Origin of the sequence: Streptomyces sp. NBC_00503 (assembly GCF_036346895.1) — a bacterium.
Taxonomy (GTDB): domain Bacteria; phylum Actinomycetota; class Actinomycetes; order Streptomycetales; family Streptomycetaceae; genus Streptomyces.
On record NZ_CP107855.1, the window covers coordinates 2875232 to 2901535 of the forward strand.

General features: G+C 73.4%; 25 protein-coding genes, 2 tRNA genes and 2 pseudogenes. 16 read left to right on the forward strand and 13 right to left on the reverse strand.

Going from position 1 to position 26304, the window contains the following annotated elements; all coding sequences use genetic code 11:
• Window positions 1-144: 144 nt before the first annotated feature.
• From OG490_RS13375 to OG490_RS13385, 3 genes are all read left to right on the forward strand, one after another.
• Window positions 145-1314 (forward strand): helix-turn-helix domain-containing protein, encoded by a 1170-nt coding sequence (locus OG490_RS13375; protein WP_330296511.1) that lies wholly within the window; start codon window positions 145-147, stop codon window positions 1312-1314.
• Between the two features lie 199 nt (window positions 1315-1513).
• On the forward strand, window positions 1514-2116 hold the full coding sequence (orn, locus tag OG490_RS13380) for an oligoribonuclease (protein WP_330296512.1): 603 nt from the start codon (window positions 1514-1516) through the stop codon (window positions 2114-2116).
• 108 nt (window positions 2117-2224) lie between these two features.
• Window positions 2225-2297 (forward strand) — tRNA-His (locus OG490_RS13385).
• 111 nt (window positions 2298-2408) lie between these two features.
• Here the strand turns inward: OG490_RS13385 and OG490_RS13390 are convergent.
• Window positions 2409-3248 carry an NAD(P)H-binding protein gene (locus OG490_RS13390; protein ID WP_330296513.1) on the reverse strand — a complete coding sequence of 280 codons (840 nt, stop codon included), beginning with the start codon at window positions 3246-3248 and terminating at the stop codon, window positions 2409-2411.
• Between the two features lie 97 nt (window positions 3249-3345).
• Between OG490_RS13390 and OG490_RS13395 the strand changes: the two genes are divergently transcribed.
• Complete coding sequence (locus tag OG490_RS13395; protein WP_330296514.1) at window positions 3346-3852, forward strand: MarR family winged helix-turn-helix transcriptional regulator; 507 nt, start codon at window positions 3346-3348, stop codon at window positions 3850-3852.
• 191 nt (window positions 3853-4043) lie between these two features.
• Window positions 4044-5315: an MFS transporter gene (locus tag OG490_RS13400; protein WP_330296515.1), complete on the forward strand. Its 1272-nt coding sequence runs from the start codon at window positions 4044-4046 to the stop codon at window positions 5313-5315.
• Here the strand turns inward: OG490_RS13400 and OG490_RS13405 are convergent.
• The 6 genes from OG490_RS13405 to OG490_RS13430 all read right to left on the reverse strand — a co-directional run bounded on the left by OG490_RS13405 (window position 5248) and on the right by OG490_RS13430 (window position 9362).
• Window positions 5248-5550 (reverse strand): hypothetical protein, encoded by a 303-nt coding sequence (locus OG490_RS13405; protein ID WP_330296516.1) that lies wholly within the window; start codon window positions 5548-5550, stop codon window positions 5248-5250. The two genes, OG490_RS13400 and OG490_RS13405, sit on opposite strands and share 68 nt — an antisense overlap.
• A 99-nt stretch (window positions 5551-5649) precedes the next feature.
• Complete coding sequence (locus OG490_RS13410; protein ID WP_330296517.1) at window positions 5650-6324, reverse strand: NADPH-dependent F420 reductase; 675 nt, start codon at window positions 6322-6324, stop codon at window positions 5650-5652.
• 27 nt (window positions 6325-6351) lie between these two features.
• Window positions 6352-7008, reverse strand: coding sequence for a disulfide bond formation protein B (locus OG490_RS13415; RefSeq protein WP_330296518.1), 657 nt, complete (start codon window positions 7006-7008; stop codon window positions 6352-6354).
• 11 nt (window positions 7009-7019) lie between these two features.
• Window positions 7020-7184, reverse strand: coding sequence for a DUF5993 family protein (locus OG490_RS13420; protein WP_330296519.1), 165 nt, complete (start codon window positions 7182-7184; stop codon window positions 7020-7022).
• Window positions 7185-7252: 68 nt separating this feature from the next.
• Window positions 7253-8626 carry a sensor histidine kinase gene (locus tag OG490_RS13425; protein WP_330296520.1) on the reverse strand — a complete coding sequence of 458 codons (1374 nt, stop codon included), beginning with the start codon at window positions 8624-8626 and terminating at the stop codon, window positions 7253-7255.
• A 46-nt stretch (window positions 8627-8672) separates the two neighbouring features.
• Window positions 8673-9362 (reverse strand): response regulator transcription factor, encoded by a 690-nt coding sequence (locus OG490_RS13430; RefSeq protein ID WP_330296521.1) that lies wholly within the window; start codon window positions 9360-9362, stop codon window positions 8673-8675.
• 79 nt (window positions 9363-9441) lie between these two features.
• Here OG490_RS13430 and OG490_RS13435 point away from each other — a divergent pair, with 79 nt between their 5' ends.
• Window positions 9442-9981, forward strand: coding sequence for a hypothetical protein (locus tag OG490_RS13435; protein WP_330296522.1), 540 nt, complete (start codon window positions 9442-9444; stop codon window positions 9979-9981).
• Between the two features lie 180 nt (window positions 9982-10161).
• On the opposite strand, the gene OG490_RS13440 is transcribed toward OG490_RS13435, so the two are convergent.
• Together OG490_RS13440 and OG490_RS13445 are read right to left on the reverse strand one after the other, a co-directional pair.
• Window positions 10162-11034, reverse strand: a complete 873-nt coding sequence (locus OG490_RS13440; protein WP_330296523.1) for a spermidine synthase — start codon at window positions 11032-11034, stop codon at window positions 10162-10164.
• Window positions 11035-11092: 58 nt separating this feature from the next.
• Entirely contained in the window at window positions 11093-11554 is a 462-nt protein-coding gene (locus OG490_RS13445) for a hypothetical protein (RefSeq protein WP_443065806.1), read from the reverse strand.
• A gap of 328 nt (window positions 11555-11882) precedes the next feature.
• Between OG490_RS13445 and OG490_RS13450 the strand changes: the two genes are divergently transcribed.
• On the forward strand, window positions 11883-13223 hold the full coding sequence (locus tag OG490_RS13450; protein ID WP_330296524.1) for a tetratricopeptide repeat protein: 1341 nt from the start codon (window positions 11883-11885) through the stop codon (window positions 13221-13223).
• Between the two features lie 76 nt (window positions 13224-13299).
• Here the strand turns inward: OG490_RS13450 and OG490_RS13455 are convergent, their stop codons facing one another.
• Entirely contained in the window at window positions 13300-13896 is a 597-nt protein-coding gene (locus OG490_RS13455; protein ID WP_330296525.1) for a histidine phosphatase family protein, read from the reverse strand.
• 145 nt (window positions 13897-14041) lie between these two features.
• On the opposite strand from OG490_RS13455, the pseudogene OG490_RS13460 reads away from it, so the two are divergent.
• The 4 genes and pseudogenes from OG490_RS13460 to OG490_RS13475 all read left to right on the forward strand — a co-directional run.
• Window positions 14042-14674 (forward strand): annotated as a pseudogene (locus OG490_RS13460) (phosphatase PAP2 family protein); the annotation flags it as partial.
• A gap of 169 nt (window positions 14675-14843) precedes the next feature.
• The gene (locus OG490_RS13465; RefSeq protein ID WP_330296526.1) at window positions 14844-16091 is read left to right on the forward strand and encodes a hypothetical protein; all 1248 of its coding nucleotides are present in this window, start codon (window positions 14844-14846) and stop codon (window positions 16089-16091) included.
• A complete protein-coding gene (locus OG490_RS13470) occupies window positions 16079-17698 on the forward strand; it encodes a hypothetical protein (RefSeq protein ID WP_330296527.1) in 1620 nt (539 codons plus the stop codon). The genes OG490_RS13465 and OG490_RS13470 overlap by 13 nt, the downstream gene beginning before the upstream one ends.
• Window positions 17695-19053 carry an AAA domain-containing protein gene (locus tag OG490_RS13475; RefSeq protein WP_330296528.1) on the forward strand — a complete coding sequence of 453 codons (1359 nt, stop codon included), beginning with the start codon at window positions 17695-17697 and terminating at the stop codon, window positions 19051-19053. The genes OG490_RS13470 and OG490_RS13475 overlap by 4 nt, the downstream gene beginning before the upstream one ends.
• Before the next feature lie 28 nt (window positions 19054-19081).
• Here OG490_RS13475 and OG490_RS13480 read toward each other — a convergent pair whose 3' ends face one another.
• Entirely contained in the window at window positions 19082-19564 is a 483-nt protein-coding gene (locus OG490_RS13480; protein ID WP_330296529.1) for a MarR family winged helix-turn-helix transcriptional regulator, read from the reverse strand.
• 106 nt (window positions 19565-19670) lie between these two features.
• On the opposite strand from OG490_RS13480, the gene OG490_RS13485 reads away from it, so the two are divergent.
• Window positions 19671-20243 (forward strand): NADPH-dependent FMN reductase, encoded by a 573-nt coding sequence (locus OG490_RS13485; RefSeq protein WP_330296530.1) that lies wholly within the window; start codon window positions 19671-19673, stop codon window positions 20241-20243.
• Here the strand turns inward: OG490_RS13485 and OG490_RS13490 are convergent.
• Window positions 20233-21489: an amidohydrolase gene (locus OG490_RS13490; RefSeq protein ID WP_330296531.1), complete on the reverse strand. Its 1257-nt coding sequence runs from the start codon at window positions 21487-21489 to the stop codon at window positions 20233-20235. The two genes, OG490_RS13485 and OG490_RS13490, sit on opposite strands and share 11 nt — an antisense overlap.
• 135 nt (window positions 21490-21624) lie before the next feature.
• On the opposite strand from OG490_RS13490, the gene OG490_RS13495 reads away from it, so the two are divergent.
• The 3 genes and pseudogenes from OG490_RS13495 to OG490_RS13505 all read left to right on the forward strand — a co-directional run bounded on the left by OG490_RS13495 (window position 21625) and on the right by OG490_RS13505 (window position 22740).
• Window positions 21625-21978, forward strand: coding sequence for a hypothetical protein (locus tag OG490_RS13495; RefSeq protein ID WP_330296532.1), 354 nt, complete (start codon window positions 21625-21627; stop codon window positions 21976-21978).
• A 118-nt stretch (window positions 21979-22096) separates the two neighbouring features.
• Window positions 22097-22676: pseudogene (locus OG490_RS13500) on the forward strand (bifunctional DNA primase/polymerase).
• Window positions 22667-22740: transfer RNA gene (locus tag OG490_RS13505), tRNA-Lys, on the forward strand. Before OG490_RS13500 ends, OG490_RS13505 begins: the two are co-directional and overlap by 10 nt.
• A gap of 58 nt (window positions 22741-22798) precedes the next feature.
• Here the strand turns inward: OG490_RS13505 and OG490_RS13510 are convergent.
• On the reverse strand, window positions 22799-24034 hold the full coding sequence (locus OG490_RS13510; RefSeq protein ID WP_330296533.1) for a M6 family metalloprotease domain-containing protein: 1236 nt from the start codon (window positions 24032-24034) through the stop codon (window positions 22799-22801).
• A 401-nt stretch (window positions 24035-24435) separates the two neighbouring features.
• Between OG490_RS13510 and OG490_RS13515 the strand changes: the two genes are divergently transcribed.
• Entirely contained in the window at window positions 24436-26202 is a 1767-nt protein-coding gene (locus OG490_RS13515; RefSeq protein WP_330296534.1) for a putative bifunctional diguanylate cyclase/phosphodiesterase, read from the forward strand.
• Window positions 26203-26304: the final 102 nt, after the last annotated feature.

Sequence of the window (26304 nt, forward strand, 5' to 3'; positions counted from 1 at the left end):
GTGCTGAACTTGTCACGCCGACACCACGGGACGCAGTAGATTCGATCATGTATTTACGGCGGGGGATCCACGTGCAAGGCCGAGGGGAAACGTGCAGGTGCGACCAGACCAAGGAGTCGCGACACCCAAGGGGGGCTTAGCGCCATGAGCCAGGATTCCACCGCCGTCGTCGTAGACGGCAGGAAGCTCGCGGGGCGTCGCCGCAGGGAGATCGTCGCGGTGCTGCTCTTCAGCGGCGGGCCGATCTTCGAGAGCTCCATTCCACTTTCCGTGTTCGGCATTGACCGGCAGGACGCGGGAGTTCCACGCTATCGACTGCTCGTGTGCGCCGGTGAGGACGGTCCGCTGCGGACCACCGGCGGACTCGAACTGACCGCGCCGTACGGGCTGGAGGCGATCGCCCGGGCAGGCACGGTCGTCGTGCCCGCGTGGCGTTCCATCACTTCACCGCCACCGCCGGAGGCGCTCGACGCACTGCGTCTGGCGCACGAGGAGGGGGCCCGGATCGTCGGGCTGTGCACGGGAGCCTTCGTGCTCGCCGCGGCCGGTCTGCTCGACGGCCGGCCCGCGACGACGCACTGGATGTACGCGCCGACGCTGGCCAAGCGCTACCCGTCCGTCCACGTCGATCCGCGCGAGCTGTTCGTCGACGACGGCGACGTGCTGACGTCCGCGGGCACCGCGGCCGGAATCGATCTGTGCCTGCACATCGTGCGCACGGACCACGGCAGCGAGGCGGCCGGGGCCCTGGCCCGCAGGCTCGTCGTCCCGCCGCGTCGCACGGGCGGCCAGGAGCGCTACCTCGACCGGTCGCTGCCGGAAGAGATCGGCGCCGATCCGCTGGCCGAGGTCGTCGCCTGGGCGCTGGAACACCTCCACGAGCAGTTCGACGTGGAGACGCTGGCAGCGCGCGCCTACATGAGCAGGCGCACGTTCGACCGGCGGTTCCGCTCGCTCACCGGCAGCGCGCCGCTGCAGTGGCTGATCACCCAGCGGGTGCTCCAGGCACAGCGGCTGCTGGAGACCTCCGACTATTCGGTCGACGAGGTCGCCGGACGCTGCGGGTTCCGCTCGCCGGTCGCCCTGCGCGGGCACTTCCGCCGCCAGCTGGGGTCCTCCCCGGCCGCCTACCGGTCCGCCTACCGGGCCAGGCGCCCGCAGGCGGACGCCGCCCAGGTGGCCCAGCTGTCGGAGTCGCCGGTTCCGCACCAGCGCACTCCGCAGCCGCAGCGCACCGCGGCGGCTCTGGCCGCGGCGGGTCCCACGGTGACGGAGCTGTACGCCCCGGGCCGGGTCCTGCGCGAGCACGCCTAGCGCGCAGCCCCGTAGGGGCACTGCTCGGACAAGGTCCCCCGCATCGGAATCACCGATGTGGGGGACCTTCCGCATAAGGTGCCCGGGCCGGGTCCTGCGCGAGCACGCCTAGCGCGCAGCCCCGTAGGGGCACTGCTCGGACAAGGTCCCCCGCATCGGAATCACCGATGTGGGGGACCTTCCGCATAAGGTGGGGCGCATGAACGACCGCATGGTGTGGATCGACTGCGAGATGACCGGGCTCTCGTTGACGGACGACGCACTTATCGAGGTGGCCGCACTGGTCACCGACTCGGAGCTCAACGTGCTCGGCGAAGGCGTGGACATCGTGATCCGCCCGCCGGACGCGGCCCTGGAGACCATGCCCGACGTGGTGCGCGAGATGCACACCTCCTCCGGCCTGCTCGACGAGCTGGCCGGCGGGACCACCCTCGCGGATGCCGAGGCGCAGGTCCTGGCCTACGTACGGGAACACGTGAAGGAGCCCCGCAAGGCCCCGCTCTGCGGAAACACGGTCGGTACCGACCGCGGTTTCCTGCTGCGCGACATGGCCGCACTGGAGGGGTACCTGCACTACCGGATCGTGGACGTGTCCTCGATCAAGGAGCTGGCGCGCCGCTGGTACCCGCGCGCCTACTTCAACAGCCCGCCGAAGAACGGCAACCACCGGGCGCTCGCGGACATCAAGGAGTCCATCGCCGAGCTGCGTTACTACCGGGAGGCCGTCTTCGTTCCGCAGCCCGGACCGGACTCGGACACGGCGCGGACCATCGCCGCCAAGCACGTCGTCCCAGGCGAGTAACTCCGCCCTCAGCACCTCCCGGAGGCCGGCGGGGGAAAAGGGGGGCGCGAGCACCCTCCCGGACCCTGTACGCTTTTCTTCGGCCGGTCGGTTTTCCGACCGGACATGGTGGGTGTAGCTCAGTTGGTAGAGCACCTGGTTGTGGTCCAGGTGGCCGCGGGTTCAAGTCCCGTCACTCACCCTGCGAGAGGGCCTCGTTCCGCGAAAGCGGAGCGGGGCCCTCTGCGTTTCCCGGGATCTTTCCCACGAGGCTCCGCGTCCTGCCGCACCAGGCGCGGGACGCCTCGCTGCACTAGGCGCGGGACGCCTCGCCGCGGAAGGCGTCCGCGTGGTCCGCGGACCAGGTGGCGAAGGTCCGGGGCGCGTGGCCGGTGAGCTGCTCGACGGCGTCGGTCAGGCTGACCGGCAGGCCGTCGGTGGCGGCCCAGAAGTCGAGCAGGGCCTCGGCATAGGGACCGGGTATGTAGCCGTCGACCTCGGCCTTCCACTGCTCGCGGGAGACGGGCTCGAAGGGTATGGGGCTCCCGACCGCCTCGCCCAGTAGGGCCAGCTGGGCGGCGAAGGTCAGCGACTGCGGGCCGGTCAGTGTGTACGCCCGGCCGCCGAGCGAGGGGTCGGTGAGCACCGCGAAGGCGGACTCCGCGACATCGGCCTCATGGACGGGGTCGCAGTAGGAGCCCGGGTAGGGCAGGTGCACCGGGCGGCCGGATTTCAGCGACCAGGCCCAGGCGAGGGCGTTGCTCGCGAAGGAGCCGGGGCGCAGCAGGGTGGTGCGCAGCGGGGAGGCGAGGAGGGCCCGCTCCACCGCGAGGTGGGCCGCGGCGAGCGGGCTCCGCTCGGCGTCGGGATCCAGGACCGAGGAGGAGGACAGCAGGACGACGTGCTCGACGCCGGCCCGCACGGCCTCTTCGACGAAGGCGTCGATGGCGGAGGACTCGGCGTAGAGGAAGACGGAGCGGACTCCGGCGAGGGCGGCGGGGAAGGTGGCCGGATCGCTCAGATCGCAGTGAACGGTCCCGGGTTTGTCCGGCTCGCGGGAAGCGAGGCGGTGCGGGAGTCCGCGGGCGGTGAGGAGGGAGGAGAGGCCGCGGGCGATGGCGCCGCGGCCGCCGGTGACGAGGATGTCCGACATGGGGAACGCTCCTTTTGAGTAGACTGAGTACGTGACGCAGATTCTGCGTTGCACACTCTCTGCGTCACACAGTTAAATTTGAAGCACGGAGAAGCCGATGTCAACCAATAACCCTCGTTCGGGTGAGTCCTGGAGCCGCGCCGAGCTGCTCGCGCGCATCGTCACCGAGAGCCAGCGGCACTACGCCGACTACTCGCTCTTCAGCCAGGCCATGGCCGACCACGTCGGCCTGCACCCCACCGACCTGCAGTGCGTCGCCCTCCTCGACATGGAGCCCGGCCCCGTCAGCACCGGTGACATCGCCCGGCTCACCGGCCTCACCTCCGGCTCCGCCACCCGCCTGGTCGACCGCATGGTCAAGGCCGGCATCGTCGAGCGCCACGCCGATCCCCACGACCGCCGGCGCTCGCTCGTCGCCCTCGCCCCCGCCGCCCGCGACCGGATCGGCGCCGCGTGGGACACCCCCGGCCGGGCCTTCGGCGCCGTGCTGGAGAGCTATTCCGACGCCGAACTCGCCGTCATCGGCGACTACCTGCACCGCGCCGCCGAAGTCGGCCGCGCCCAGGCCCAGCGGCTGACCTCCGGCACGGGCGACACCGACTGACGGGGACAACCGCCGACCGACCGCCGACCAGCCAGCCAGCCGGCCAGCCAGCCAGCCAGCCAGCCAGCCAGCCAGCCAGCCAGCCAGCCGCACACCTACCCAAGCCGCCGCTCCGCCGCTACCGTCCCCTCCAACGGGCAACGGCGCGCGCCGGAGAAACGGGAGGGTCGGCGTGCGGCTGGAGGTTGTCCGTGTCCCTGTCCGCATCCGCCGCCGCCCCCGGCGGCTTCCGCGGGGTGTTCGCACTCGGCGGTACCGCACTCCCTGTCTACGGGTTCCTCGCGCGGCTCCCCGCCGCGCTCTGCCCCATCGGGACGCTCCTGCTCATCAACGACCGCGACGGCATCGGCGAAGCCGGGACGGTCGCCGCGGCCCTCTGGCTCGGCCAGGCCCTCGGCGGCCCGGTCATCGGCCGGCTCGCCGACCGGCGCGGCCACCGCGCCGTCCTGCTCCTCGCCTGCGCCGCGAACGCCGCCGTGCTCGCCGCCCTGGTGGCGGCCGTCCTCGGCGGGCTGCCGCTGGCCGCGCGTACGGGGCTCGCCGTGGCCGCCGGTCTGACCGTGCCGCAGATCGGGCCGCTGGCCCGGGCCCGCTGGGCGCGGCTGGCCGGAGACGACCGGGCCCTGGTCGGGGCCGCGCTCTCCTTCGACACCACCCTCGACGAGGTCGGCTTCATGGTGGGGCCCGCGCTGGCCGGGATCCTCGCGGTGACCGTGCACCCCGCCTCGGGGCTGGTCCTCGCAGCCGTGCTGATCGTGGTCTTCGGGACGCTCTTCGCCGTGCATCCCACGGCGCCCGGGCCGACGCCGCAAACCACGGCCGCGCGTGGCGACGTACGACTGTGGTCGCCCGGGCTGGCCCTGCTGTTCGCCATGGCCGTCCTGCAAGGCTCCGCCTGGAGTGCGGCCAACACCGGGGTCAACGCCCTCGCCGAGTCGGCCGGATCAGCGGGCTCCGCCGGGCTCATCTGGTCCGCCATGGCCGTGACCAGCTCGGTCACCGGCTTCGTGACGGTGGCCCGGCCGGGTCGGGCCGATCTGACGGTCCGGCTGCGCCGGACGATCGCCGTCCAGGCCCTGCTGACGCTGCCCCTGCTCGCGGTGTCGGGCGTGTGGGGCGCGGCCTTCGCGGTCGCGGGCATCGGGCTGGCCGTGGCTCCGCACCTCATCGCCCTGTTCGGGCTCGTGGAACGGGCCGCCCCGGCACGGCGGATGGCCGAGGCCATGACCGTGACCGGCAGCGGGCTGCTCCTCGGGGAGGCTCTCGCGGCGGCCCTCGCGGGACCGCTGGCCGAGGCCCACGGCCACCGGGCCGCCTTCGCCCTGTCCTGCGTCGCGACGGCCGCCTCCGCGGTGGTGGCGACGGCGGCGGCCGGGCGGGTACGGGGGCTGCGGCTCAGCCCGGCGAGGACTGCATCGCCGCGATTCCCTTCGCCAGATCCTCTCCGTTCATCACGGGACTGACCTCGATCTCGGCGTTGAACTGCATGAACAGGTCCTCCGTCAGGGCCGGCAGCTGCGAGCTGTCCTGGAGGTCGAAGACCACCCACATGGACCGGACTCCCTCGTGCGGGCCGAAGTAGGCGGCCTCCGGCTTGAGGGCCTCCATGAGCTTCTTCACGGCCTGGACGAGGGCACCGCTCTTGATGCCCTCATTGGCCGCGGCAGTGTCGAGATGGGCCCTGAGCATGACTCTCATGCGCGGCTCCTTTCGTCACGGCCACCCTCGGTGCGGGCCCGGGCGGCGGCAACATCTCCGCCTCCGTCCGGGCACGCCCTCACCCGTCCCGGCGTACGGCTACTGCGTCGGCGCCGCGCCCTGGATGTGGAAGTTGAAGTCCGCGTGCCCCAGGGCCCCCATCAGCCGGAGCCAGATCGGCAGCAGCATCTCCGTGCCGCGCGCCGTCTCGATGCCGCCCAGGTCGATGATGGTGCGCTCGCCCCAGCCGAAGGATTCCAGGAGCTCCCGCACGGCCTTCTTCGCGTCGGCGTCCTCACCCGAAAGGAAGACGGTGTGGTCGCCGGGGACCCTGGCCGGATCGACCATGACCTGGCAGTTCATGGTGTTCAGCGTCTTGACGACCCGCAGCCCGGGGAAGGTCCGCTGGATCAGCTCGCCGAGGCTGTCGCTGTCCACCGGGTCGAGGACGGGCGGGAAGCCGTGCGAGAAGTCGAGCGGGTTCGCGATGTCGATCAGGATCTTGCCGTCGAGGTGTTCGGCATCGGCCTCGTTCAGGGCGGCGATGCTCACCTGCCCGCCGGTGGCGTTGATCAGCGTCTCGCCCTGCCGGGCCGCCTCCGCGAACCCTACGAGGCCCGCCTGCGGCTGGGCGGCCTGCCACTCGGCGAAGTCGCCGCGGGCGAGGGTGGCTTCCGGGTCCCGGGTGCCGATGACCACCTCGTGTCCGAGGGAGAGCAGCCGGGTGGCGATCGTGCGGCCGACGATGCCGGTGCCGAGGACTGCGTAGCGCATGACAACTTCCAATCGAATGACGGGCGATCAGCGAGCCGTCGGCTCGTCCAGGATTCCGACATCGTAGAAGAACTGGTACCGCGACGGGTCGTCCGGCAGGAACCAGTGGAAACCCTCCTCCAGGAAGACGGCCACGACGTTCACGGCGATCACCAGCCCCAGGAACCACAGCGCCGCCAGCCCCACCGACCGGTACGCGCCCGGCCCTTCGGCCGGAATGGCGCGGTCCGCCGTGGAGTGGGCGAAGGCGAGGACGATGCCGACCGCGACGACCGAGGCCTGGAAGAGGATCCACGCCCAGACGTACAGGTGCAGGCCGAACACCTCGCTCCCGTACCCCTTGTCGCCCGGCAGGACGTGCAGCATCGTCTGGCGCCACGAGGCGAACGAGCCGGCGACGACGGCGACGAGGGACAGGCCCCAGCCCATCATGTAGTCGCGGCCGGTCACCGCTCCCCGCGTCAGCGCCGTACGGACGATGTGCGCCGCTCCGAGCGCCGCCAGCAGCATGAACATCCGCTGCACGATGCAGAGCGGGCACGGGTACTCCCACAGCCCGAACTGGTAGAAGAGCCCGCCGCAGACCACGCCCGTCCAGCCGATGACGAACAGGCAGGCGAACCAGTACTGGACGCGCCCCAGCAGGCCGCCCTCCATCGGTGCCTCCGGGAGGAGGCTGTACATCGCGGCCACCGTCAGTAGCTCAAGGTGAGGGCGAGGCTGCTGGTGATGTGGTGCGCCATCAGCAGGATCACGGCGAGGAGCATCAGCCACCAGGCGCCGAGCACGACCATCCGCGACGTGTCCCGGTACATCGCGATGAGCGTGGCGAGGAGGCCGCCGAAGATGAGGGTGTCCATGGCGCGGACCGTATCGACATGGGGACATACCGGTCGCGCGGCGCGCCCCCGACCGGCCCCGGGTTAGATCAGTTGCCCCGCCGCTTGCGCCGGCTGCGCCGGGCCGACTCGCCCCGGGTCCGCCCGTCGAGCGAGATCCACACCCGTACCTCGGTCCCGCCGAGCACCGAACGCCCCAGCCGTACGTCGCCGCCCGTGGACTCGGCGACCCGTCGCACGATGTCCAGGCCGAGGCCCGTCGAACCGTCGCGGCCCCCGTCGTTGCCCCGGCGCAGCGCCGCGTCCGGGTCGGAGATGCCCGGTCCCGCGTCCGAGACGAGCACGATCACCGCGTCCCCGGCGTCGTGGACGTCCACCGCGAAGGGGGTGCCCTCCGGGGTGTGCCTGAAGACGTTGCCCAGCATGGCGTCGAGCGCCGCCGCGAGCTCCGGCCGGGCCACGGGGATCCGTACCGTACGGTCCACCCCCGCGAGCCGCACCTCGCGGCCCTCGTCCTCCGCCAGCGCCGACCAGAAGGCCATCCGGTCGCGGATCACCTCCGAGGCGTCGCAGCCGGCGCCGCCGCCGCCCGTGACGGAGGCGGGCGCGCGCTGCTCGCGCGCCGTACGGATGATCGTGTCGACCTCGCGCTCCAGCTGCTCCACGGCCGCCCGCGTCTGTTCCGCCGCCGGACCGTCGCCGAGCGAGGCCGCGTTGAGCCGCAGCACCGTCAGCGGCGTGCGCAGGCGGTGCGAGAGGTCGGCGGCCAGCTCCCGCTCGTTGGCGAGGAGTTCCATCACCTGGTCCGCCATCGAGTTGAACGCGACGGCGGCCGAGCGCAGTTCCTTCGGCCCCTCCTCCGGGACCCGGGCCCCCAGCCGGCCCTCCCCCAGCCGGTGCGCGGCGTCCGCGAGCCGCTCGGCCGGCCGCACGAGGCGGGCGCCGAGCCGGTCCGCGACCGCCACCGAGCCCACGATCAGGGCGAGGCCGACGCCGGCGAGGACCACCCAGGCGGTGGCCACACCATTGCTGACCTCGCTCTCCGGTACATAGATCTCCACGACCGCGATGTCCCCGGAGCCGAGCGCGATGGGCTGGAGCAGGGCGGACCCGCCGCCCGCCACCGGGGCCGTGGCCGCCCGGCCGATCCGCCGGGTCTCGAGGACGGCGTGCTCACCGGCCCAGCCGCCGCCGATGTCCACGCGCGGGCTGTCGCCCACGGCCGGGACGTGCACGGCCATCCGCCCGGCGGCGCCCATCTGCGAGGACTCCACGGCCCTGCGCAGCTGCACCGGATCGGTGGTGATGGACAGCGTCGGCCCGATGGTGGCCGCCTGGCGTTCCGCGTTGGAGAACGCCCGGTCGCTGGCCATCTCCTGGACGACCAGCCCGAGCGGTACGGCGAAGGCCACGACCACCATCGCGGTGACGGCCAGGCACACCTTGACGAGCGCCCACCTCACGGCGCGCCCCCGGCCGTGCCGCCGGCCCCGCCTGCGGCCCCGCCGCTCACTGCGGCGGCTCCAGCTTGACCCCGACCCCCCGCAGCGTGTGCAGGTAGCGCGGGCTGGCGGCGGTCTCGCCGAGCTTGCGGCGCAGCCACGACAGGTGGACGTCGATGGTCTGGTCGTCTCCGTACGACTGCTGCCAGACCTCGGCGAGCAGCTCCCGGCGGGCCACGACCACGCCCGGCCGCCCGGCGAGGAAGGTCAGCAGGTCGAACTCCCGCCGCGTGAGGTCCAGTACCGCCCCGTCCAGCTCCGCCTGGCGGCGCAGCGGGTCGATGGCGAGGCCGCCCACGCGCAGGACCCGGGAGGGCGGCTCGGCCCCGGCGGCGGAGCGGGCCCGGCGCAGGACGGCGGCCATCCGGGCCGAGAGGTGCTCCACGGAGAAGGGCTTGGTCAGGTAGTCGTCGGCCCCGTCGTTGAGCAGCCGCACGATCTCCGCCTCGTCGTCGCGGGCGGTGGCGATGATGACGGGCACGTCGGTGATGCCGCGCAGCATCTTCAGGGCCTCGGCCCCGTCCAGATCGGGCAGCCCGAGGTCGAGGATGACCAGGTCGAAGCGGTGGTGCGCGACCTCGCGCAGGGCCTCCAGGGCGGTGCCGACGCTGCGCACGGTGTGCGAGGCCTCGGTCAGGTGCCGGATGAGGGCGGAACGTACGAACTGGTCGTCCTCGACCACGAGCACACTTGCCATGGCCCGCACCGTAGCCCATTCGGGGGATACCCAGGGGGGCCGGGCCAGGTCTGTGACGGGTGGGGCAGTATGTCCCCCGATGCGAAGAGGACTTGCACATGCGGGGGCGTGGACGCTCGCGACCGGCGCGGCGGTGACGCTGTCGTGGTGGGGCGTGCACACGGTGATGTCCGGGACGGCCTACGATCCGCCGCTCGCGGTGCCGCTGACCACGCAGCCGCTCTCCTCCTCGACGCACAGCGCACTGCCGCCGGACCCGTCCGGGGTGGAGCCCACGCCGTCCGCATCCCCCTCGGCGACGCCGTCCCCCTCCCAGCCGGGGTCCGTCGCGCCCTCCCCGGCCAAGCCCTCGGCGCCGTCCGCGACCCCGCAGCCGTCCCGGCAGGGGGCCGCGAACCAGGATGTGAAGGCGTACAGCGTCTCCGGCGGCCGGGCCGTCTTCGGCCTCGGGTCCTCCTCGGCCGAGCTGGTCTCGGCGACCCCGGCGGCCGGCTGGCGGATGCAGGTCTGGAAGCAGGAGTTCTGGATCCGCGTCACCTTCACCCGCGACGGGCACGAGGTGTCGGTGTTCTGCACCTGGCACGACCACCCGCCGCTGGTGGAGATCGTCGACCCCTAGTGCTGTGGCCGGAAAGGTTTGCCGGGTCGCGGCGTCCGGTGCGGTGCATCGCAAGGCGGAGGACCGCGGCTCGTACTGGACGTACCGCCGCGGTCCGACAACGCGGCGAGGTGCCGTGCCGGGCGCCGCGACCCGGTGAACCTTTCCGGTCACCGCACTAGACGGCCTGGGGGCGGCCTCCTAGCGGAAGACCGAGGGCGGCGGCTGCGGCGAGGCCACGGCCGAGGCGTCCGCGACCGGCGCGGCGCCGCCCGCGAAGTCGGCCAGGGCGCGGCCGTGCTCGACCCGGCCCGGGTGCGGATCGCTCGCGACCCGACGGGTGAACTCCGCCACGGGCAGCTCCCGGTCGGCGGCCACCAGGACCGCGTTCCCGAAGCGCTTGCCCCGCCACACCACGGGATCCGCCGCCATCGCCAGCTCCGGGAACCGGGTCGCGGCCGTAGCGATCTGACCCCGCAGGTGGGAGAGCGGCGGGCCGTCCGCGAGGTTCGCCACGTACCAGCCGCCCGGCGCCAGGGCCCGGCGTACGTCGTCCAGGAACTCGGCGCTCGTCAGGTGCGCGGGGGTGCGGGCGCCGCTGAACACGTCCGCGATCACCAGGTCCGCCCAGCCGTCCGGGATCTTGGCCAGTCCCGCGCGGGCGTCGACCGCGCGGACCCGGACCCGCGCCTGCGGGTCCAGCGGCAGGTGTTCCCGTACGAAGGCCACGAGCCCGGCGTCGATCTCCACGATCTGCTGGGACGAGCGGGGCCGGGTGGCGGCGGTGTAGCGGGCGAGGGTGAAGGCGCCGCCGCCGAGGTGGAGCACGTTCAGCGGTCGGCGGGCCGGGCCGAAGAGGTCGATCAGGTGGCCGATCCGGCGCTGGTAGGAGAAGTCCAGGTATCCGGGGTCGTCCAGGTCCACGTGCGACTGCGGGGCGCCGTCGATCAGCAGGGTCCAGGCCCGCGACCGCTCCCGGTCGGGCTCCAGCGCCGCCCGGCCGCCGTCGACCTGCCCGGCGATCTCCTCGGAGGATTCGCGTCCGCGCCGTTTGTCCTTGCCCTTGCCTGCCACGTTCCCATTATGGCTGGTCAGACCCGCCGCGGGACGGCCCACCGAAGGTGCGGACCGGTCAGCGGCAGTTGTCCGCGGCCTCGATCAGCCGGGCCGCCTCGCCGAGCGCCGCCCGCAGCACCTCGGGGTCGGTGACCGGCCCGACGGCCTCGGGGGGGAGCAGCCAGCCGGTTCCCCCCGCGGTGGGCGAGGTGTCGCCGAACCGCATGCCGCGCCCGTTGGTCTGCGTACAGGCGCTGCCCGGGAGGTCCCAGGCGTCGGCGGTGCCGGGCGGGACGAGGAAGCCGAGGGTGCTGCCGGAGCCGTCGTGCAGGACCGGGCCGACGCCGCCGGCCTGGCTGGCCCTGCCCACCTGTCCGGCGGCCCGGCGGATGATGTCGACGGCCTCCAGGCCCTGCCGGGTGGGCACGGTGACCAGATCCGGGGCTCCCGCGACCAGGGCCTCGCCGGGTACCGGGGGGACCGTGGGCATCAGGGGCGCGCCGGGCTCGGGCGCGGTGTCCGTTCCACTGCTCTCCATGCCGCCCTCCACCAAGGGAACCCCTCCTCGATCCGCGTACGAGCATCGCGGGAGGGGGTCGGGAACCGAGAAAGGTTCCTCCCACTCCGCATGGGTTCAACGCGCGGGGACGTCAACAGGTGCGGCGGCAAGACGCTGCAAAGGATGGCAGTTCATGGCGGATCGCGGGTGAGATATCCGTTTTGTAGCCAAACAGCGAGTCAACCGGCTGCCGCTGGCGGTACGTTCATGCCCGCCGGGCACCCCGCACCACCGTCACCGTCACGTCGAGCACTCGACGTCACACAGTCACCGGCAGCGCGTCCCTTGCCCCAGAGAGGCCACGTCCATGGCGGCGTCCCCCCACTCACCCAATTCCACGTTCCGGCGGCTGCGCGGTCAGCACTCCCCGGCCGAGTTCGCCGCACTGGTGCGCAGGGCGGCGAAGGAGATCGGCGAAACGGTTTCCTGCGACGCCCGTTACATCGGCCGGGTCGAGTCCGGCGAGATCCGCTGCCCCAACTACGCCTACGAGCGGGTCTTCCTCCACATGTTCCCCGGCCGGACCCTGGCCGATCTCGGATTCTCCCCCCGGGAGACGGTGCGCGGCCGGCTGGCCCAGCGCGAGCAGGTCTCGCCCTTCTCCCCGTTCATCCAACGCCCCAACCCCCTTTCCTCTTCGCGTTTCAAGGAGAGCGACGTGCTGCGTCGCGCGTTCATGGCGGGCGGCTCCGCGACGGTGGCGGCCGCGACCATCGGCCTCACCCTGCTCGGCGACACCCGCCGGCTCCCCTCCCGCGCCGGAGAGGCGGAGGCGGACGCGGTCGAGGACGCCGTGCGCCAGATCCGGCTGCTGGACGACCGGCACGGGGCGGACGCCCTGTACCGGCGGGCGTCGGAACCGCTGCGCACCGCCTACGCGTTGCTCGACGCGGGGGCCACCCGGCAGTCCACCGAGGACCGGCTGCACGCGGGCGCGGGCGAGCTGGCGATCTCGGTGGGCTGGCTCGCGCACGACTCGGGCCGCTTCGAAGACGCCCGCTCGCACTACGCGGAGGCGCTCGCCACGGCCCGGGTCTCGGGGAACGCCGGGCTGGAGGCGCACGCCTTCAGCAACATGGCCTTCCTCGCACGGGACTGCGGGCGGCCGCGCGAATCGGTACGGGCGGCCCAGGCGGGCCGCCGCGCCGCACGCTCCCTCGGTTCCCCACGGCTCCTGTCCCTGCTCGCGCTGCGGGAGGCCGGGGGCTGGGCCGGGCTGGCGGACCGCAAGGCGTGCGAGGAGGCCCTGACCCGGGCGCACACGGAGTTCTCGCGCGGCGCGGCGGGGGCCGATCCCGAGTGGATGTCCTTCTTCGGCGAGGCCGAGCTGGAGTCGCTGGAGTCGCGCTGCTGGGCGGCGCTCGGCGAGCACGCGCGCGCGGCCCGGCACGCCCGCCGGGCGGCGGACCTCCAGGATCCGCACTTCGCCCGCAACGTCGCCCTGTACACGGCGGAGCTCGCCGACAACCTGGCCCACGCGGGCGCCCCCGACGAGGCCTCCTGGGCGGGCGGCCGGGTGCTGGACCTGCTGAGCGAGGTCCAGTCGACGCGCATCCAGTCGATGCTGGCGGGGACGGCCCGGACCCTGGTCCCCCACCAGCGCTCCCCGCGCGTGGGCACCTTCCTGACCCGGCACGCGTCGGCCTGAGCCGCGCCCGGGACCGGGGTCGTGGCCGGGCACGGGTGCGGGCGGTCGGCCGCCGGAGGCAGGCGGCCGGCGGTGGCTACATGTCCAGGTGGCCCGTGTCGTTCCAGCGCTCCAGCGCCGGAGCCCCGTACGCCCAGCCCAGGACCGACAGGGAGGTCGGCTCCAGGCGGATGCGGGCGCCGAAGGAGGCGTCGAAGCCGAGCCAGCGCGCCGCCAGGGTGCGCAGGATGTGGCCGTGGGCGAAGACCAGGACGTCGCGCTCGGCCGAACGGGCCCAGGTGACGACCTCGTCCGCGCGGGCGGAGATCTCCGCGACGGACTCGCCGCCCGGAACCCCGTCGCGCCAGATCAGCCAGCCGGGCCGGACGGCCTGGATCTCGGCCGGGGTCATGCCCTCGTAGTCGCCGTAGTCCCACTCCATGAGCGCGTCCCACGGCTCCGCCTGGATGCCGAAGCCGGCCAGGTCGCAGCTCTCGCTCGCGCGCACCAGCGGGCTCGTGCGGACTTCCAGGCCGCGCAGGCTCGCCCACGGATCGCGGGCGAGACGCTCGCCGAGGAGCTTCGCGCCCCGCCTGCCCTCCTCCAGCAGGGGCACGTCCGTGCGTCCGGTGTGCTTGCCGAGCTGGGACCACGCCGTCTGGCCGTGGCGGGCCAGGAGGATGCGGGGGGCCATGTGTGTTCTCCCGGTCGAGGGGGGCGGAGGGGTAGCGGAACGGGCGGAACCATTCGCACGGCTTTGCGGGGATTCCGTCGTCCGACCATCATCCATCAGATGAACGGCGCGCAACCCTGGGCGCCTCACGCACGTCATACGCCGTATGACCAATCGGCGGCAACCCCCGCGCTGGTGGGCCGAGCTGCTGCTCCTCGGGCTCGTCTACGGCGCCTACTCCGGCGGCAGACTCCTCGCCCGGGGCGACGTCGGCCTCGCCGTCGACCACGGCCTCGCGATCCTGCGCCTGGAGGAGCTCCTGCGGATCGACTTCGAACGGCCCCTCAACCGGCTCTTCACCCACCACGGCGTGCTCGGGATACCCGCCGACTTCGTCTACGCCTCCCTGCACTACCTCGTCACACCCGCCGTGCTGATCTGGCTCTACCGCAGCCGTCCTGTGCAGTATCGATTCGCCCGCACCTGGCTGATGCTCTCCACCCTCCTCGGGCTCATCGGCTTCGCCCTGGTCCCCACCTGCCCGCCCCGGCTGCTCGAAGCCCCGTACGGGTTCACCGACACCATGGCCCGGTACAGCGCCTACGGCTGGTGGGGCACCGAAGCCAGCGCCCCGCGAGGGCTGGGCGCCTTCACCAACCAGTTCGCCGCCATGCCCAGCCTGCACGTGGGGTGGGCCCTGTGGTGCGGGATCGTGCTGTGGCGCTGCGGGCGCCACCCGCTGCTCCGGGCGCTCGGAGCCGCGTACCCCGCCGTCACCGCCCTCGTGGTCATGGGCACGGCCAACCACTACTTCCTCGACGCGGTCGCCGGGGCCGCCGTCATGGGCGCCGGATTCCTCGCCGCCCGCTCCCTGGCCGCGGCCGGCGGGTGGCGCCCGTACACCACCCGAACAGCCGGTTTCCGCCGTAAGTCCACGATTGTCAGTGGCGGATGGGAGACTTCCGCGGGTGAGCTCCTACCCGCCCAGCGGTCAGCCGCCGAAGACCCCGCAGCAGACGGCCCGGCTCCCGAGGGCCCAGGCCCCGACGGCGCAGCCCTCGACGACTCAGCGCCCGACGGCACTGTGGCAGCGACTCGCTGACCTGCGCGGCCCCGCGGTCCCGCCCCGCCCGCTCGACGCCCGCGCGCTGGCGGCCCTCGCCGCCAACCCCGGCTGCGGCAGACGCGCCCTGCTGGACGGCGCCGGTGTGGACAAGACGAGCCTGGCCTCGGCGCTCGGCTCGCCGGCCGCCTTCGGGCAGTCGCAGTTCGCCATCGTGCGCGGGATCTCCTTCGAGGCCAAGGTCAAGGGCGACGGCGGCGCCGAGCTGCTGCGGCTGGTCCATGCGCACGTGGCCGCCGGGTCCGAACCGCCCGGGGCGGGCGCCCTGGTACCCGATCTCACCGGCGCCGGGCCCGAGGGCCGCGCCGCCCGTACCGCGCTCGCGCTGCGGGAGGCCACCGCCGCGGGGGCGTGGACCCTGCTCGACCACCCCATGCTCGCCCTGGAGGTGGCCGGCTCCCCCGCCTATCTGGAGCCGGACGCCGTCGTCGTGCACCCCGACGGCCGCTGGACCGTCGTGGAGATCAAATCGTTCCCGATGATCGACGGGGCCGCCGACGCCGCGAAGGTGGGCGCAGCCGCCCGCCAGGCCGCCGTCTACGTGCTGGCACTGGAGCGGACCGCCGGGAAGCTGACCGGCGCCGAGGTCGGGCACACCGTGCTGCTGGTCTGCCCCAAGGACTTCTCCAACCTGCCCACCGCCTCCCCCGTCGACGTCCGCCGCGAGCTCTCGGTGACCCGGCGCCAGCTGGAGCGCCTCACCCGGGTCGAGGAGCTTGCCGCGGCCCTGCCCGAGGGGCTCGACTTCGACCCGGCGCGTTCGGCCGAGGAGCTGACCGAGGCCGTCTCGGCCGTGTCCGCCTCCTACGCCCCCGAGTGCCTGGCCGCCTGCGAGCTGGCCTTCCACTGCCGGGACCGGGCGCGCGGAGCCGGTGAGGTGAGCGCGCTCGGCCGTTCCGTACGGGGCGAGCTGGGCTCCCTGACCACCGTCGAAGCTGCCCTCGCGGCGGCCGGGGGCGACGCCGGGACCGGCACCGACCTGGAAGGGGACCCGACCGCGGCCGCGCTGCGGTACGCCGCCCGGCTGCGCGCCGAAGCGCTGGAGCACGCCCCCGCCCGTACGCGTCCGGAGGCCGCCGCATGTCCCTGCTGAACACCCTGGCCCGGCTGGAAGCCGTCCGGGCGGGCCGGGCCCAGGCCCTGGCGACCGTACGGCACCGGCACCTGAGCGAGCGCCCGATGGTCCTCGTACCCCTGACGACCGCGGGCGAGGCCGGGGCGCCGCTCGGCGCGATGTTCGGGACCGACCCCGAGGAGCCGCGGATCCTGGTGATACCGCAGCCGCGCGACCGCGACCTGCGGTGGGAGTTCCTGGCCGAGCTGGCCGGGCACGTGGTCCCGTACCTCGAGGAGTACGCGGACGCCGTCGAGCTGATCGAGGGCCGGGAGACCGATCCCGAGACCGGGCTCAAGGTGACCTCCGAGCTGTGCCTGGACGCGCCGCAGCTGATCGTGCCGAGCCGCGCGGGCATCGAGTACGTACGGCTCCTGGGCCGGTCCATGCGGTTCCGGCGGACGGCCGAGGAGGATCCCGAGAACCCCTATCCGGCGCCCGCCCGGGTACCGCTGCTGGGGCGCTGGTTCACGCACCTCGCCGAGCGCTCGCGGGTGCCCGGGTCCTCGATGCTGCTGGCGGCCACCGACCTGCTGTCCCGGCACTGGGCGACCGGCCAGAGCAACCTGGAGGACCAGCACCTCCAGGCGCTGCTGGCCTGGATCGACCCGCCGGAGGGCGAGTCCGGAGCCGAGCGGGCGCTGCGCGCGGAGCTCGGCCGGGGCGCGGACGGCCAGTTGCTGGTGCCGCCGGCCGGTCCGGCCACCGATCCGGCCTTCGACAACAAGCTGCTGGCTCCGGCGATCGCGAAGTTCGACGCGGCGCGGGCGGCCGGTCCCCGGGACGGCAACGGCGACGGCAACGGCGACGGGGTGCGGGCCGCCGAGCTGGCGGTGCGCCGGCTGGTCGTGGATCAGATGGAGAGCACCTGGCGGGCGACCTGGCAGGCCGTCGGGCTGCTGCGCGAACTGCCCGCCGGGGAGCGGACCGTCGACCGCTGGACCGGCGACCGCTGGTCGTACACCGGCCACCGGGACCGGGTGCGGGCGGGCGAGGCCCCGCAGCCGCGCCGCGACGACGCGGTGACGGCGGCGCGCAAGCTCGCGACCCGGGAGAACGAGCAGGTCAGGCTCGATGCCCAGGAGGCGCTGGACGATCCGCTGGTGATGGCGGGCCGGCGGCTCGCGGGCGAGGCCTTCGCCGGCGAGGTCACCGAAGTGGTCATGGAGTGGACGGAGTCGAAGCGGCCGAGCCCGCGCCCGCTGGTGACGGTGGCGACGGAGGACCGGCCGCAGCTCGCGGACGGCGGCGAGGACGGCAGCGGCGGCGGGAAGGTGTTCCGCTCGCTGGACGGACGGCCGCAGAGCGCGCGGTTCGTGCGCTGGGACGAGGACGGCCGGGCGGTGCTGCGCCTGCTCGACAAGATGGGGCGCGGCAAGGAGCCCGATGCGGGTTCGGTGCCGGAGAAGGGCGACCGGGTGTGCTGGACGCTGTTCGAGCACGATTCGCGCGGCGGCCCGAAGCTGCCGGACGCCGAGCAGACCCCGTGGACCCACGGCGGCCCGCCCGCGCACCTGAGCGCCGGCTCCGCCTCCGCACCGCCGCTGCCGTTGCCCGATGCCGTCACCGACGAGGACCTGCTGTGAGTTTCGATCCGGGCACCTTCGATCCGGCCACCTTCGACCCCGGCACCGCGGCCGACCGGGCCACCGACGCCATCCTGCGCGACACCCTGCACGGCTCGGCGCGGGGCGTCGTCGTCGACTCCCCGCCCGGGGCCGGCAAGTCCACGCTGGTGGTGCGGGCGGCCCGGGAGCTGGCGGCGGCCGGGCGTCGGCTGATGGTGGTCGCGCAGACGAACGCGCAGGTGGACGACCTGGTGCTGCGGCTGCACAAGAAGGATCCGGAGCTGAAGGTCGGCCGGCTGCACAGCAGTGACGGCGAGGCCTACGATCCCGCGCTGCGCGAGCTGGACTCGGTGGTCCTGTCGGCGAAGCCGGCGGATCTGGCCGGTCTGCCGGTCACCATCTCCACGGCGGCCAAGTGGGCCTGGGTCAAGGACGTGGAGCCGTGGGAGCACGCCATCGTGGACGAGGCGTACCAGATGCGCTCGGACGCGCTGCTGGCCGTGGCCGGGCTGTTCGACCGGGCGCTGTTCGTGGGCGACCCGGGGCAGTTGGACCCCTTCAGCGTGGTCGGTGCCGAGCAGTGGGCGGGCCTGTCCTACGACCCCTCCGCCTCGGCGGTCTCCACGCTCCTCGCCCACAACCCGACCCTGCCGCAGCACCGGCTGCCGGTGTCGTGGCGGCTGCCGGCTTCGGCCGCGCCGCTGGTCTCCCGCGCGTTCTACCCGTACACGCGGTTCCGCAGCGGTACGGGTCCGGGCGAGCGCCGGCTGTCCTACGGGGTCGCGGGCGACGGCTCGGGCCCCGACCGGGTGCTGGACGAGGCCGCCGCGTCGGGGTGGGGGCTGCTGGAGCTCCCGGCCCGGCACACCCCGCGGACCGACCCCCAGGCGGTGCGGGCGGTGGCCCTGGTGGTCCGCCGGGCGCTGGACCGCGGTGCGGTGACGGTGGACGAACAGCCCGGCGGCCCGACCCCGCTGACGGCCGACCGGATCGCGGTCGGCACCGCCCACCGGGACCAGGCGGCGGCGGTCCGCGCGGCACTGGCCGCGCTGGGCGTCACCGGGGTCACGGTGGACACGGCGAACCGGCTCCAGGGGCGCGAGTACGACCTCACGGTGGTCCTCCACCCGCTGTCGGGCCGCCCGGACGCCACGGCCTTCCACCTGGAGACGGGCCGGCTGTGCGTGCTCGCCTCGCGGCACCGGCACGCGTGCGTGGTGGTGGCCCGGGCGGGGATAGCGCAGCTGCTGGACGACCACCCGTCGACGGAACCGGTGCAGTTGGGCGTGACGGTGAAGTTCCCGGACGGCTGGGAGGCCAACCACTCGGTCCTGGCCCACCTGGCGGAACACCGCGTGAGCTGGAAGCCCTGACGCCCCGACCTGACGGCCCGCGGCGTCCCTAGCCCGACTTGCGCTCGACGCCCAGGCGGGTGCGCAGGAGTTCGCCGACCTCCGCGAAGGTGTGCAGCTGTTCCGGGGTCAGGATGTCGATCAGGTGGCGGCGGACCGACTCCACGTGGAGCGGGGCCGCCGTCATGATCGTGGTGACGCCGTGGTCGGTGAGGACCACCTCGGCGCCGCGGCCGTCGCCGGGCACCTCCTCGCGGCGGACGATCCCGCGCTGCTCCATGCGGGTGAGCTGGTGGGAGAGGCGGCTGCGGGACCACTGCATGAGGACGGCGAGGGCGCTGATCCGCATGCGGTGGCCGTCGGTGGAGCCGAGGACGGACAGGACGTCGTAGTCGGCTTCGGAGAGCGCGCTGTCCTGGGTCAGGTCCCGTGCGATACCGGCGTTGACCAGCGGGAACATCCTCCGCCAGGCGTACCAGGCGTCCTGTTCGGGTGCGGTGAGCCAGCGCGGCCCGTCCTCGGTCTCGGTCATGGGTGGAGTGTAGACCGATGGGTGACGTGTCATCTATCTGGTTGACACGTCACCCATCTCGAGGGTCTCATAGGTGACACGTCAACCACTTCCCGGGAGCCCAGCCATGACCCTGCGCCCGCACCTGCGCCTGCACGTAGTCTCCGCCTCCGTCCGCCCGACCTCCGCCGCCCGGCCCGTCGCCGGATGGGTCGCCGGGCGGGCCCGCGAGCACGGTGGGTTCGACGTCACCCCCGTGGACCTCGCCGATCTCGCGCTGCCCTTCCTCGACGAGCCCGAGTACGCCTCCAGCGGGATCTACGCCCACCCCCACACCCGGGCCTGGAGCGCGCTGGCGGACTCCGCCGACGCCTTCCTCTTCGTGCTCCCGATGTACAACGGCGGCTTCACGGCCCCCTTCAAGAACGCCATCGACTTCCTCCACGCCGAATGGCGGGGCAAGCCCGTCGGCCTCGTCTCGTACAGCGCCGGAGGCACCGGCGGGGCCCCGGCCGCCCGGATGCTGCGGCCGGTGCTGGAGGCCGTGGGCATGGTGCCCGCCGAGTCCTCGGTGGCCGTCCCGGGCATCGACGGGCTGGTGTCGGCCGAGGGCTTCCGGGCCCCGGAGGGCCTCGCGGGCGAGCTGGCCCGCGTACTGGACGAGGTGGCGGCGCTGGCGAAGGCTCCGGTCAGCGCGTGACCAGCGCCCCGGTCAAGTGGTCGTACGCGGCGTGCGCGTGCAGCCGTACGCCGGTGACCAGCGCGTCGTCGTCGGCGTAGAAGGCGGGGTGGTGGTTGCCCGCCAGGCCCCGCCCGCCGGGCACCGCGATGGGCTCGCCGGTGGCCGGGTCCAGGGCGGTGTCCTGGACGCCGAGCATCACGTACAGCCCGCCGAAGCGGGTGATGAGTTCGGAGACGTCGTCGTAGCCGAGGGTGGCGCCGGTCTCCACCACCCGGTCCGCGCCCGCGACCCGACGCAGGGTGGGCAGCGCGGCCTCGACCCAGCCGGGGGCGTTGCGCACGGCGGGCACGTCCTGGAGCAGGTCGACGGCCGCCTCCGCCCCGTACGCCAGGGCCGTGTGCTCGGCCAGCACGGTCAGCCGGCGTTTGACCCCGTCCATGTCCCGTTCCTCGGCGCAGCGGATCGTGCCCCACAGGGTGACGGTCTCGCCGATGACGTTGTACCGGCCCACGTCCTCGATGTGGCCGATGGAGACGGTGACCGGGGAGAACGCCGAGACCTGCCGGTACAGCTGGCCGATGCCGGTCAGCAGGGCTCCGGCGGCGGGCATCGGGTCGATGCCGTGCCAGGGCGAAGAGGCGTGCGACTGGCGGCCGGTGACGGTGATGCGGACCAGGCAGGAGGCCCCGTACACCGGGCCGGACCGGTAGCCGACCCAGCCCTTGGGGTGGGGGGTGACGTGCATTCCGAAGGCCATGGTGGGGACGGGGTCGTCGAAGGCCCCCTCGGCCACCATCAGGCGCGCCCCGCCCTCCTCGCCGACCGGCGGCCCCTCCTCGGCGGGCTGGAACACGAACAGGACGGTGCCGGGCAGCCGGTCCCGTACGCCCGCCAGTGCGCGCGCGGCTCCGAGGAGCATCGCCGTGTGGCAGTCGTGGCCGCAGGCGTGCGAGACCCCGCCCGGGGCGGCGAACTCCGCGCCGCAGCGGTCGGGGACGGGCAGCGCGTCCATGTCGGCCCGCAGCGCGGCCACCCGGTCTCCCGGCAGGCCGCCGCGCAGTACGCCGACCACGCCGTGTCCGGCGATGCCGGTCCGCACCTCGTCCAGCCCGAAGCCGGAGAGCTCCCGGGCGACCAGTCGCGCGGTGGCGGCCTCGCGGTTCGGCAACTCGGGATTCCGGTGCAGGTGGCGGCGCCATTCGATCACCTGCCCGACACCCGCGTCGCAGAGCCGGTCCAGTTCCCCGTGCACACCATCGGCCATACGGATGTTCTAGCCGATGGACGGGCACCCTCGGGCGCCCTTGCGCGAGGTTGGACAATGGACGGTGGCCCGGAATCCTTCCGACCGGACGGTTGCGGGCCCCCAGCCCTTCCCACGCGCAGCAGGAGGACACGCATGGCAGAGCCCGAGCGGCAGCAGGCCGAGCGGAGGCTGCGACCCGCGCAGCTGCTCTTCGAGCCCTCGCAGACCGTCGCCGACCCGGAGCACTTCTTCGACCTGGAATCGATCGAGGACCCCCGCGAGCTGCTGGCCCGGGCGACGGAGCTGACGCTGGCCTTCCGTGCGGCGCAGGAGCGGGCGGTGGAGTTCCAGGCGGTGGCGGCGGCGCAGCTGGCGGATCCGAGGCGGTTCGACCGGCTGCCCGCGGCGGCGATCGCGGAACAGGCGGAGTGGACCGAGGACTACGCCCGCAAGATGATCGAATTCGGCGAATCGCTCCTGCGCGGCACCGCCCCGGAGCTCCCCTAAGGCATATGCGGTGGCATATGCGGGCGCAACATACCGCAGCCGCGGGCGGGCTGTCCCGGATTTCGGTAACTCCCGGGGATCGGTCCGCTACGCCGGGTAGACCTGGCATATGACGACGATGACCGGCTGTCCCGCACTAGACACCCGCGGCGCGCGGACCGCCGCACCCGCGACGCACGTCACCCCGAGCGGCGCCGCATGGCTGGCCTCCGCCTCCGTGCACCCCCGCGCCACCCTGACCGCCTGGCAGGCCCGGCCCACCGCGCCCGCCGCGCTGCCCTGCGGGACCGCCTTCGACGTCGTCAACGTCACCCCCGTCCTCGGGCGCCGCATGCTCGACCTGCTGTGGGCCGAGGGCCCCGGCTCCGGGCCCGCCGCCGTGCACCGCGGGCGGATGCTGCTCTTCGCCGCGCCCGGCACCGCCCACCGGCTCCCGGCCCTGCTCGCCTGGGAGGAATGGGGCGCTCCGGTCGCGGCCCCGCTCTGCCACGGCCGCGGCGACGCCGTCACGGTGCCCCCGCTGGCCGCCGTACCCGGGCCGTCCCGGTGGCTCGTGGCCCCCGATACGCGGCTGCCCTGGCTGCCCGGACCCGAGGCCCTGCTGTGGGCGTTCGTCCGGGCCGCCCGAGCTGCGGATATCGATTTTTCGGATCGCCGGTCGGGGTGCTAATGTCTTCCTCGTCACCAAGCGCCGCTAGCTCAGTTGGTTAGAGCAGCTGACTCTTAATCAGCGGGTCCGGGGTTCGAGTCCCTGGCGGCGCACAGACGGAAGAAGGCCTCCACGCAAGTGGGGGCCTTCTTCGTGTCCGGGCGTCCCGGATCAGCGCGTGATCTTCACCGTGTACGCCCCGGACTGGGTCCGGTCGGCCACCTCGATCGTGATCCGCTCCCCCGGCACCGTGAACGTCTCCCCGACCTCCAGCGGCGCGTCCGCGAGCGGCGGGTACACCGAGCGGTCCCAGCAGGCCTCCGTGTTCGGATGCGCGTCCACGACCTCGATGGGCCCGCCGCCCGAGGCCGCCTCGTTGCGGACCCGGTAGACGAGGACGCCCTCCGTGCAGGTGTCCCCGTCGTTGCCGGCGGAGCCCCGCGCCTCGACGGCGATCGCGCTGCCGGTACCCGTACGGATCACCGCGAGCCGGGTTCCGCCTGTACCGCCCCGGGGCGGGGTGGCGGACAGGGGCTGGAGGGTGTGCAGGGAGGAGCCCGTCGGCACGCAGTCGATCTGGGAGGCGTCCAGCCAGCCCAGCTTCCACTTCTGCCAGGCGAAGAGGTCGGGGGCCATGCCGAACTGACTGCCCATGACGTCCCAGTCGCCCACGTATGTGTCCCAGTCGCCCTTGCCGTCCGAGGGCCGGTGGTAGAGGTCGGGCAGGTCGAAGACGTGCCCGGTCTCGTGGGCGAGGACGTTGCGGTCCGGCGGGTGCTTCTCGAACACCGTGACGATGCGGCGCAGCTCCGTCCCGTCCGCGACGATCGGGCGGTCGAAGTTGACCACCTTCGTGGCATCCGAGTCGACGCCGGGGGCCTCGGGGTCGGCGACGAAGTAGACGACGTCGTACTGGGAGAAGTCCACCTCGGGGTCGGAGGCGGCGACGGCGTCGCGCAGGTACGCGGCACGGTCGGCCGGGGCCCAGTCGCGCTGTATCCCGTACGCGGTGGACGGCTTCGGCATCCTGATCCACTGCTTCTGCGGGTGCGGGACCAGGCGGAAGCGGCCGTACGAGGCCCGCTCGAAGAACTCGCTGGTCGCGGGGAAGTAGTCGCCGGTGAGCTGCCCGGTCGTCAGGTTGGTGCGGTGGTCGGGGAAGGAGAGGAAGACCATGACCGCGTTGAGCGTGCGCACCGGCTTGGGGTAGGCGGCGTTCCAGGTGTCCAGGCCCAGGGAGTGGTGGGCCGCGGTACGGGTCAGCGCGCAGGGTCCGGCTCCGGGGGCGGCGACCGCGGGTCCCGCGACGAGCGACATGGCGGCGAGCGCCGCCAGGGAAGTGAGCGCCGCCGCCGTGGTGCGAAAGTGGGAGCGGTCCACTCCCCCGGGTGTCTGCTGTCGCGGCACATCGACCTCCGGTGGTGGATTTCATACCTCTTCATCCACCTTGGGGCGATTGTCTTACTAATGCCCTGTTCCGCTGCCCCACACGAGTGAGCACTAGGGCAAGCCGGTGACCCCCGGGCTTCACGCACCCGCCTACAGAACGTCACGACCGATCAGGTGAGGTCACTGGCGGCCGCCGCGTGCTCACAGATGCGCGGAAACGATCACGCTGCCCAGGGCCGACGATCCGTCATCCCGCCGAACTCCCGCGCCCCACACGGCGACGCCGCTGGATAGGGCCGTACGGCAGCCTCTATGATCGGCACACTTTCCTGCACGGACACTCACACGCACTGCGGGAGCCAACGGTGAGCGGAACCTCAGAAGGAATCGGTTCGGCGGCCGACGGCATCCGACCGGCCATGACACAGCGTCACCCGGCGACGGCGGAACCCGCCGACCTCCCGGCCGACTACCGGTCCGCCTTCGACGCGGCCCACCTCGCCATGGCCGTCGTCGACCGCACCGGTCACGTCGTCGGCGCCAACCGGGCCTTCGCCGACCTCCTCGGCGCCGAGCCGCACGCCCTCACCGGGCGGGCCGCCGCCGACCTGGTGGACCTGGCCTCCGAGGCGCGGACCTGGCAGGCCTACCAGGAAGTCCTGCGCGGGCGTCAGGCCCGGCTGCGCTGCACCCGCCGGGTCAAGCACCCCGACGGGCACTCACTGTGGACCGAGGTCACCCTCGGGCCCGTCCCCGGAAGCGGCGACATCCTGCTGTCCGTCGCCGACATCAGCGACCGGCGCGACCTCCAGGCCCGGCTGCGCCATCTCCAGATGCACGACCCGGTCACCCGGCTGCCCAACCGGGCGCTGTTCTTCGAGCGGCTCTCCGCCGCCCTGGAGGCCTCCTCGTACGAGCACGGCGGCACCGGCCGGATCGGGCTGTGCTACCTGGACCTCGACGGGTTCAAGGCCGTCAACGACACCATGGGCCACCGCGTCGGCGACCGGCTGCTCACCGCCGTCGCCAAGCGGCTGACCCGCTGCGCCGACCAGTCCGGCTACGGACGCACCGGCGGCCACCTGGTGGCGCGGCTCGGCGGCGACGAATTCGCCCTGCTGGTCGAGGACTCCACCGGCACCGAGCAGCTCGCGGACCTGGCGCGGAGCGTACTGGCCGCCGTACAGGAGCCCTTCGACCTGGCCGGGCAGCGGCTGTCGGTCTCCGCCTCGATCGGGGTGGTGGAACGGGCCGCCGAAGGGACCTCGGCGACCGGGCTGATGCAGGCCGCGGACACCACGCTGTACTGGGCCAAGGCGGACGGCAAGGCCCGCTGGACCCTCTTCGACCCCGAACGCAACGCCCACCGGATGACCCGCCAGGCCCTCTCCTCCACCCTGCGACCGGCCGTGGAGCGCGGAGAGTTCACCCTGGAGTACCAGCCGCTGGTGGACCTGGAGAGCGGGGTGGTGCGCGGGGTGGAGGCCCTGGTGCGCTGGAACCACCCGCAGTTCGGCACCCTGACGCCGAATCGGTTCATCGGGATCGCCGAAGAGGACGGCTCCATCGTCCAGTTGGGGAGCTGGGTGCTGCGCACGGCGTGCCGCCAGGCGCGCCGCTGGCAGATCGAGCAGCCCAGCGACTCCCCCGTCTTCGTCTCCGTCAACGTCGCGGTGCGCCAGGTCTGGGACTCCGACCTGGTCGGCGACGTCGCGGAGATCCTCGCCGAGACCGGACTGGCCCCGCAGCTGCTCCAGCTGGAACTGACGGAATCCGCCGTGATGGGCTCGGCGGGCCGGCCGCTCCAGGCCCTGCAGGCGCTGAGCGACATGGGGGTGCGGATCGCCATCGACGACTTCGGCACCGGTTACTCGAACCTGGCCTACCTGAGCCGTCTGCCGGTCTCGGTCCTCAAACTGGACGGCTCCTTCGTACGGGGCTTCCGCTACGAGGAGGGCACCCACCCCAACCCGGCCGACGAAACCATCGTCGAGGCCATGGTCCAGCTCGCGCACCGGCTGGGCCTGACGGTGACGGCCGAATGCGTGGAGACGGCCGGCCAGGCGGCGAGGCTGCGCCGCGTCGGCTGCGACACCGGCCAGGGCTGGCTGTACTCCCGGGCGGTGGCCCCGGAACTGATCGCGGAGATGATCGCGGCCCGGCCGCGCACCGGAGACGCCCACTAGGGCCGACGGCCGCCCGACCAGGCGGAACGGAGGCGTGCGGCAAGCAGCGGTGCCGGGGTGTTGCCGGTCTCCGGCATTACGCCGCCGGGCCGTCCTTGGAAC

Coding starts and splice junctions, on each gene's coding strand:
- OG490_RS13375 (WP_330296511.1), top strand. CDS start 145: ATGAGCCAGGATTCCACCGCCGTCGTCGTAGACGGCAGGAAGCTCGCG.
- orn (WP_330296512.1), top strand. CDS start 1,514: ATGAACGACCGCATGGTGTGGATCGACTGCGAGATGACCGGGCTCTCG.
- OG490_RS13390 (WP_330296513.1), bottom strand. CDS start 3,248: ATGTCGGACATCCTCGTCACCGGCGGCCGCGGCGCCATCGCCCGCGGC.
- OG490_RS13395 (WP_330296514.1), top strand. CDS start 3,346: ATGTCAACCAATAACCCTCGTTCGGGTGAGTCCTGGAGCCGCGCCGAG.
- OG490_RS13405 (WP_330296516.1), bottom strand. CDS start 5,550: ATGAGAGTCATGCTCAGGGCCCATCTCGACACTGCCGCGGCCAATGAG.
- OG490_RS13410 (WP_330296517.1), bottom strand. CDS start 6,324: ATGCGCTACGCAGTCCTCGGCACCGGCATCGTCGGCCGCACGATCGCC.
- OG490_RS13415 (WP_330296518.1), bottom strand. CDS start 7,008: ATGTACAGCCTCCTCCCGGAGGCACCGATGGAGGGCGGCCTGCTGGGG.
- OG490_RS13420 (WP_330296519.1), bottom strand. CDS start 7,184: ATGGACACCCTCATCTTCGGCGGCCTCCTCGCCACGCTCATCGCGATG.
- OG490_RS13430 (WP_330296521.1), bottom strand. CDS start 9,362: ATGGCAAGTGTGCTCGTGGTCGAGGACGACCAGTTCGTACGTTCCGCC.
- OG490_RS13435 (WP_330296522.1), top strand. CDS start 9,442: ATGCGAAGAGGACTTGCACATGCGGGGGCGTGGACGCTCGCGACCGGC.
- OG490_RS13445 (WP_443065806.1), bottom strand. CDS start 11,554: ATGGAGAGCAGTGGAACGGACACCGCGCCCGAGCCCGGCGCGCCCCTG.
- OG490_RS13450 (WP_330296524.1), top strand. CDS start 11,883: ATGGCGGCGTCCCCCCACTCACCCAATTCCACGTTCCGGCGGCTGCGC.
- OG490_RS13455 (WP_330296525.1), bottom strand. CDS start 13,896: ATGGCCCCCCGCATCCTCCTGGCCCGCCACGGCCAGACGGCGTGGTCC.
- OG490_RS13470 (WP_330296527.1), top strand. CDS start 16,079: ATGTCCCTGCTGAACACCCTGGCCCGGCTGGAAGCCGTCCGGGCGGGC.
- OG490_RS13480 (WP_330296529.1), bottom strand. CDS start 19,564: ATGACCGAGACCGAGGACGGGCCGCGCTGGCTCACCGCACCCGAACAG.
- OG490_RS13485 (WP_330296530.1), top strand. CDS start 19,671: ATGACCCTGCGCCCGCACCTGCGCCTGCACGTAGTCTCCGCCTCCGTC.
- OG490_RS13490 (WP_330296531.1), bottom strand. CDS start 21,489: ATGGCCGATGGTGTGCACGGGGAACTGGACCGGCTCTGCGACGCGGGT.
- OG490_RS13495 (WP_330296532.1), top strand. CDS start 21,625: ATGGCAGAGCCCGAGCGGCAGCAGGCCGAGCGGAGGCTGCGACCCGCG.
- OG490_RS13515 (WP_330296534.1), top strand. CDS start 24,436: ATGACACAGCGTCACCCGGCGACGGCGGAACCCGCCGACCTCCCGGCC.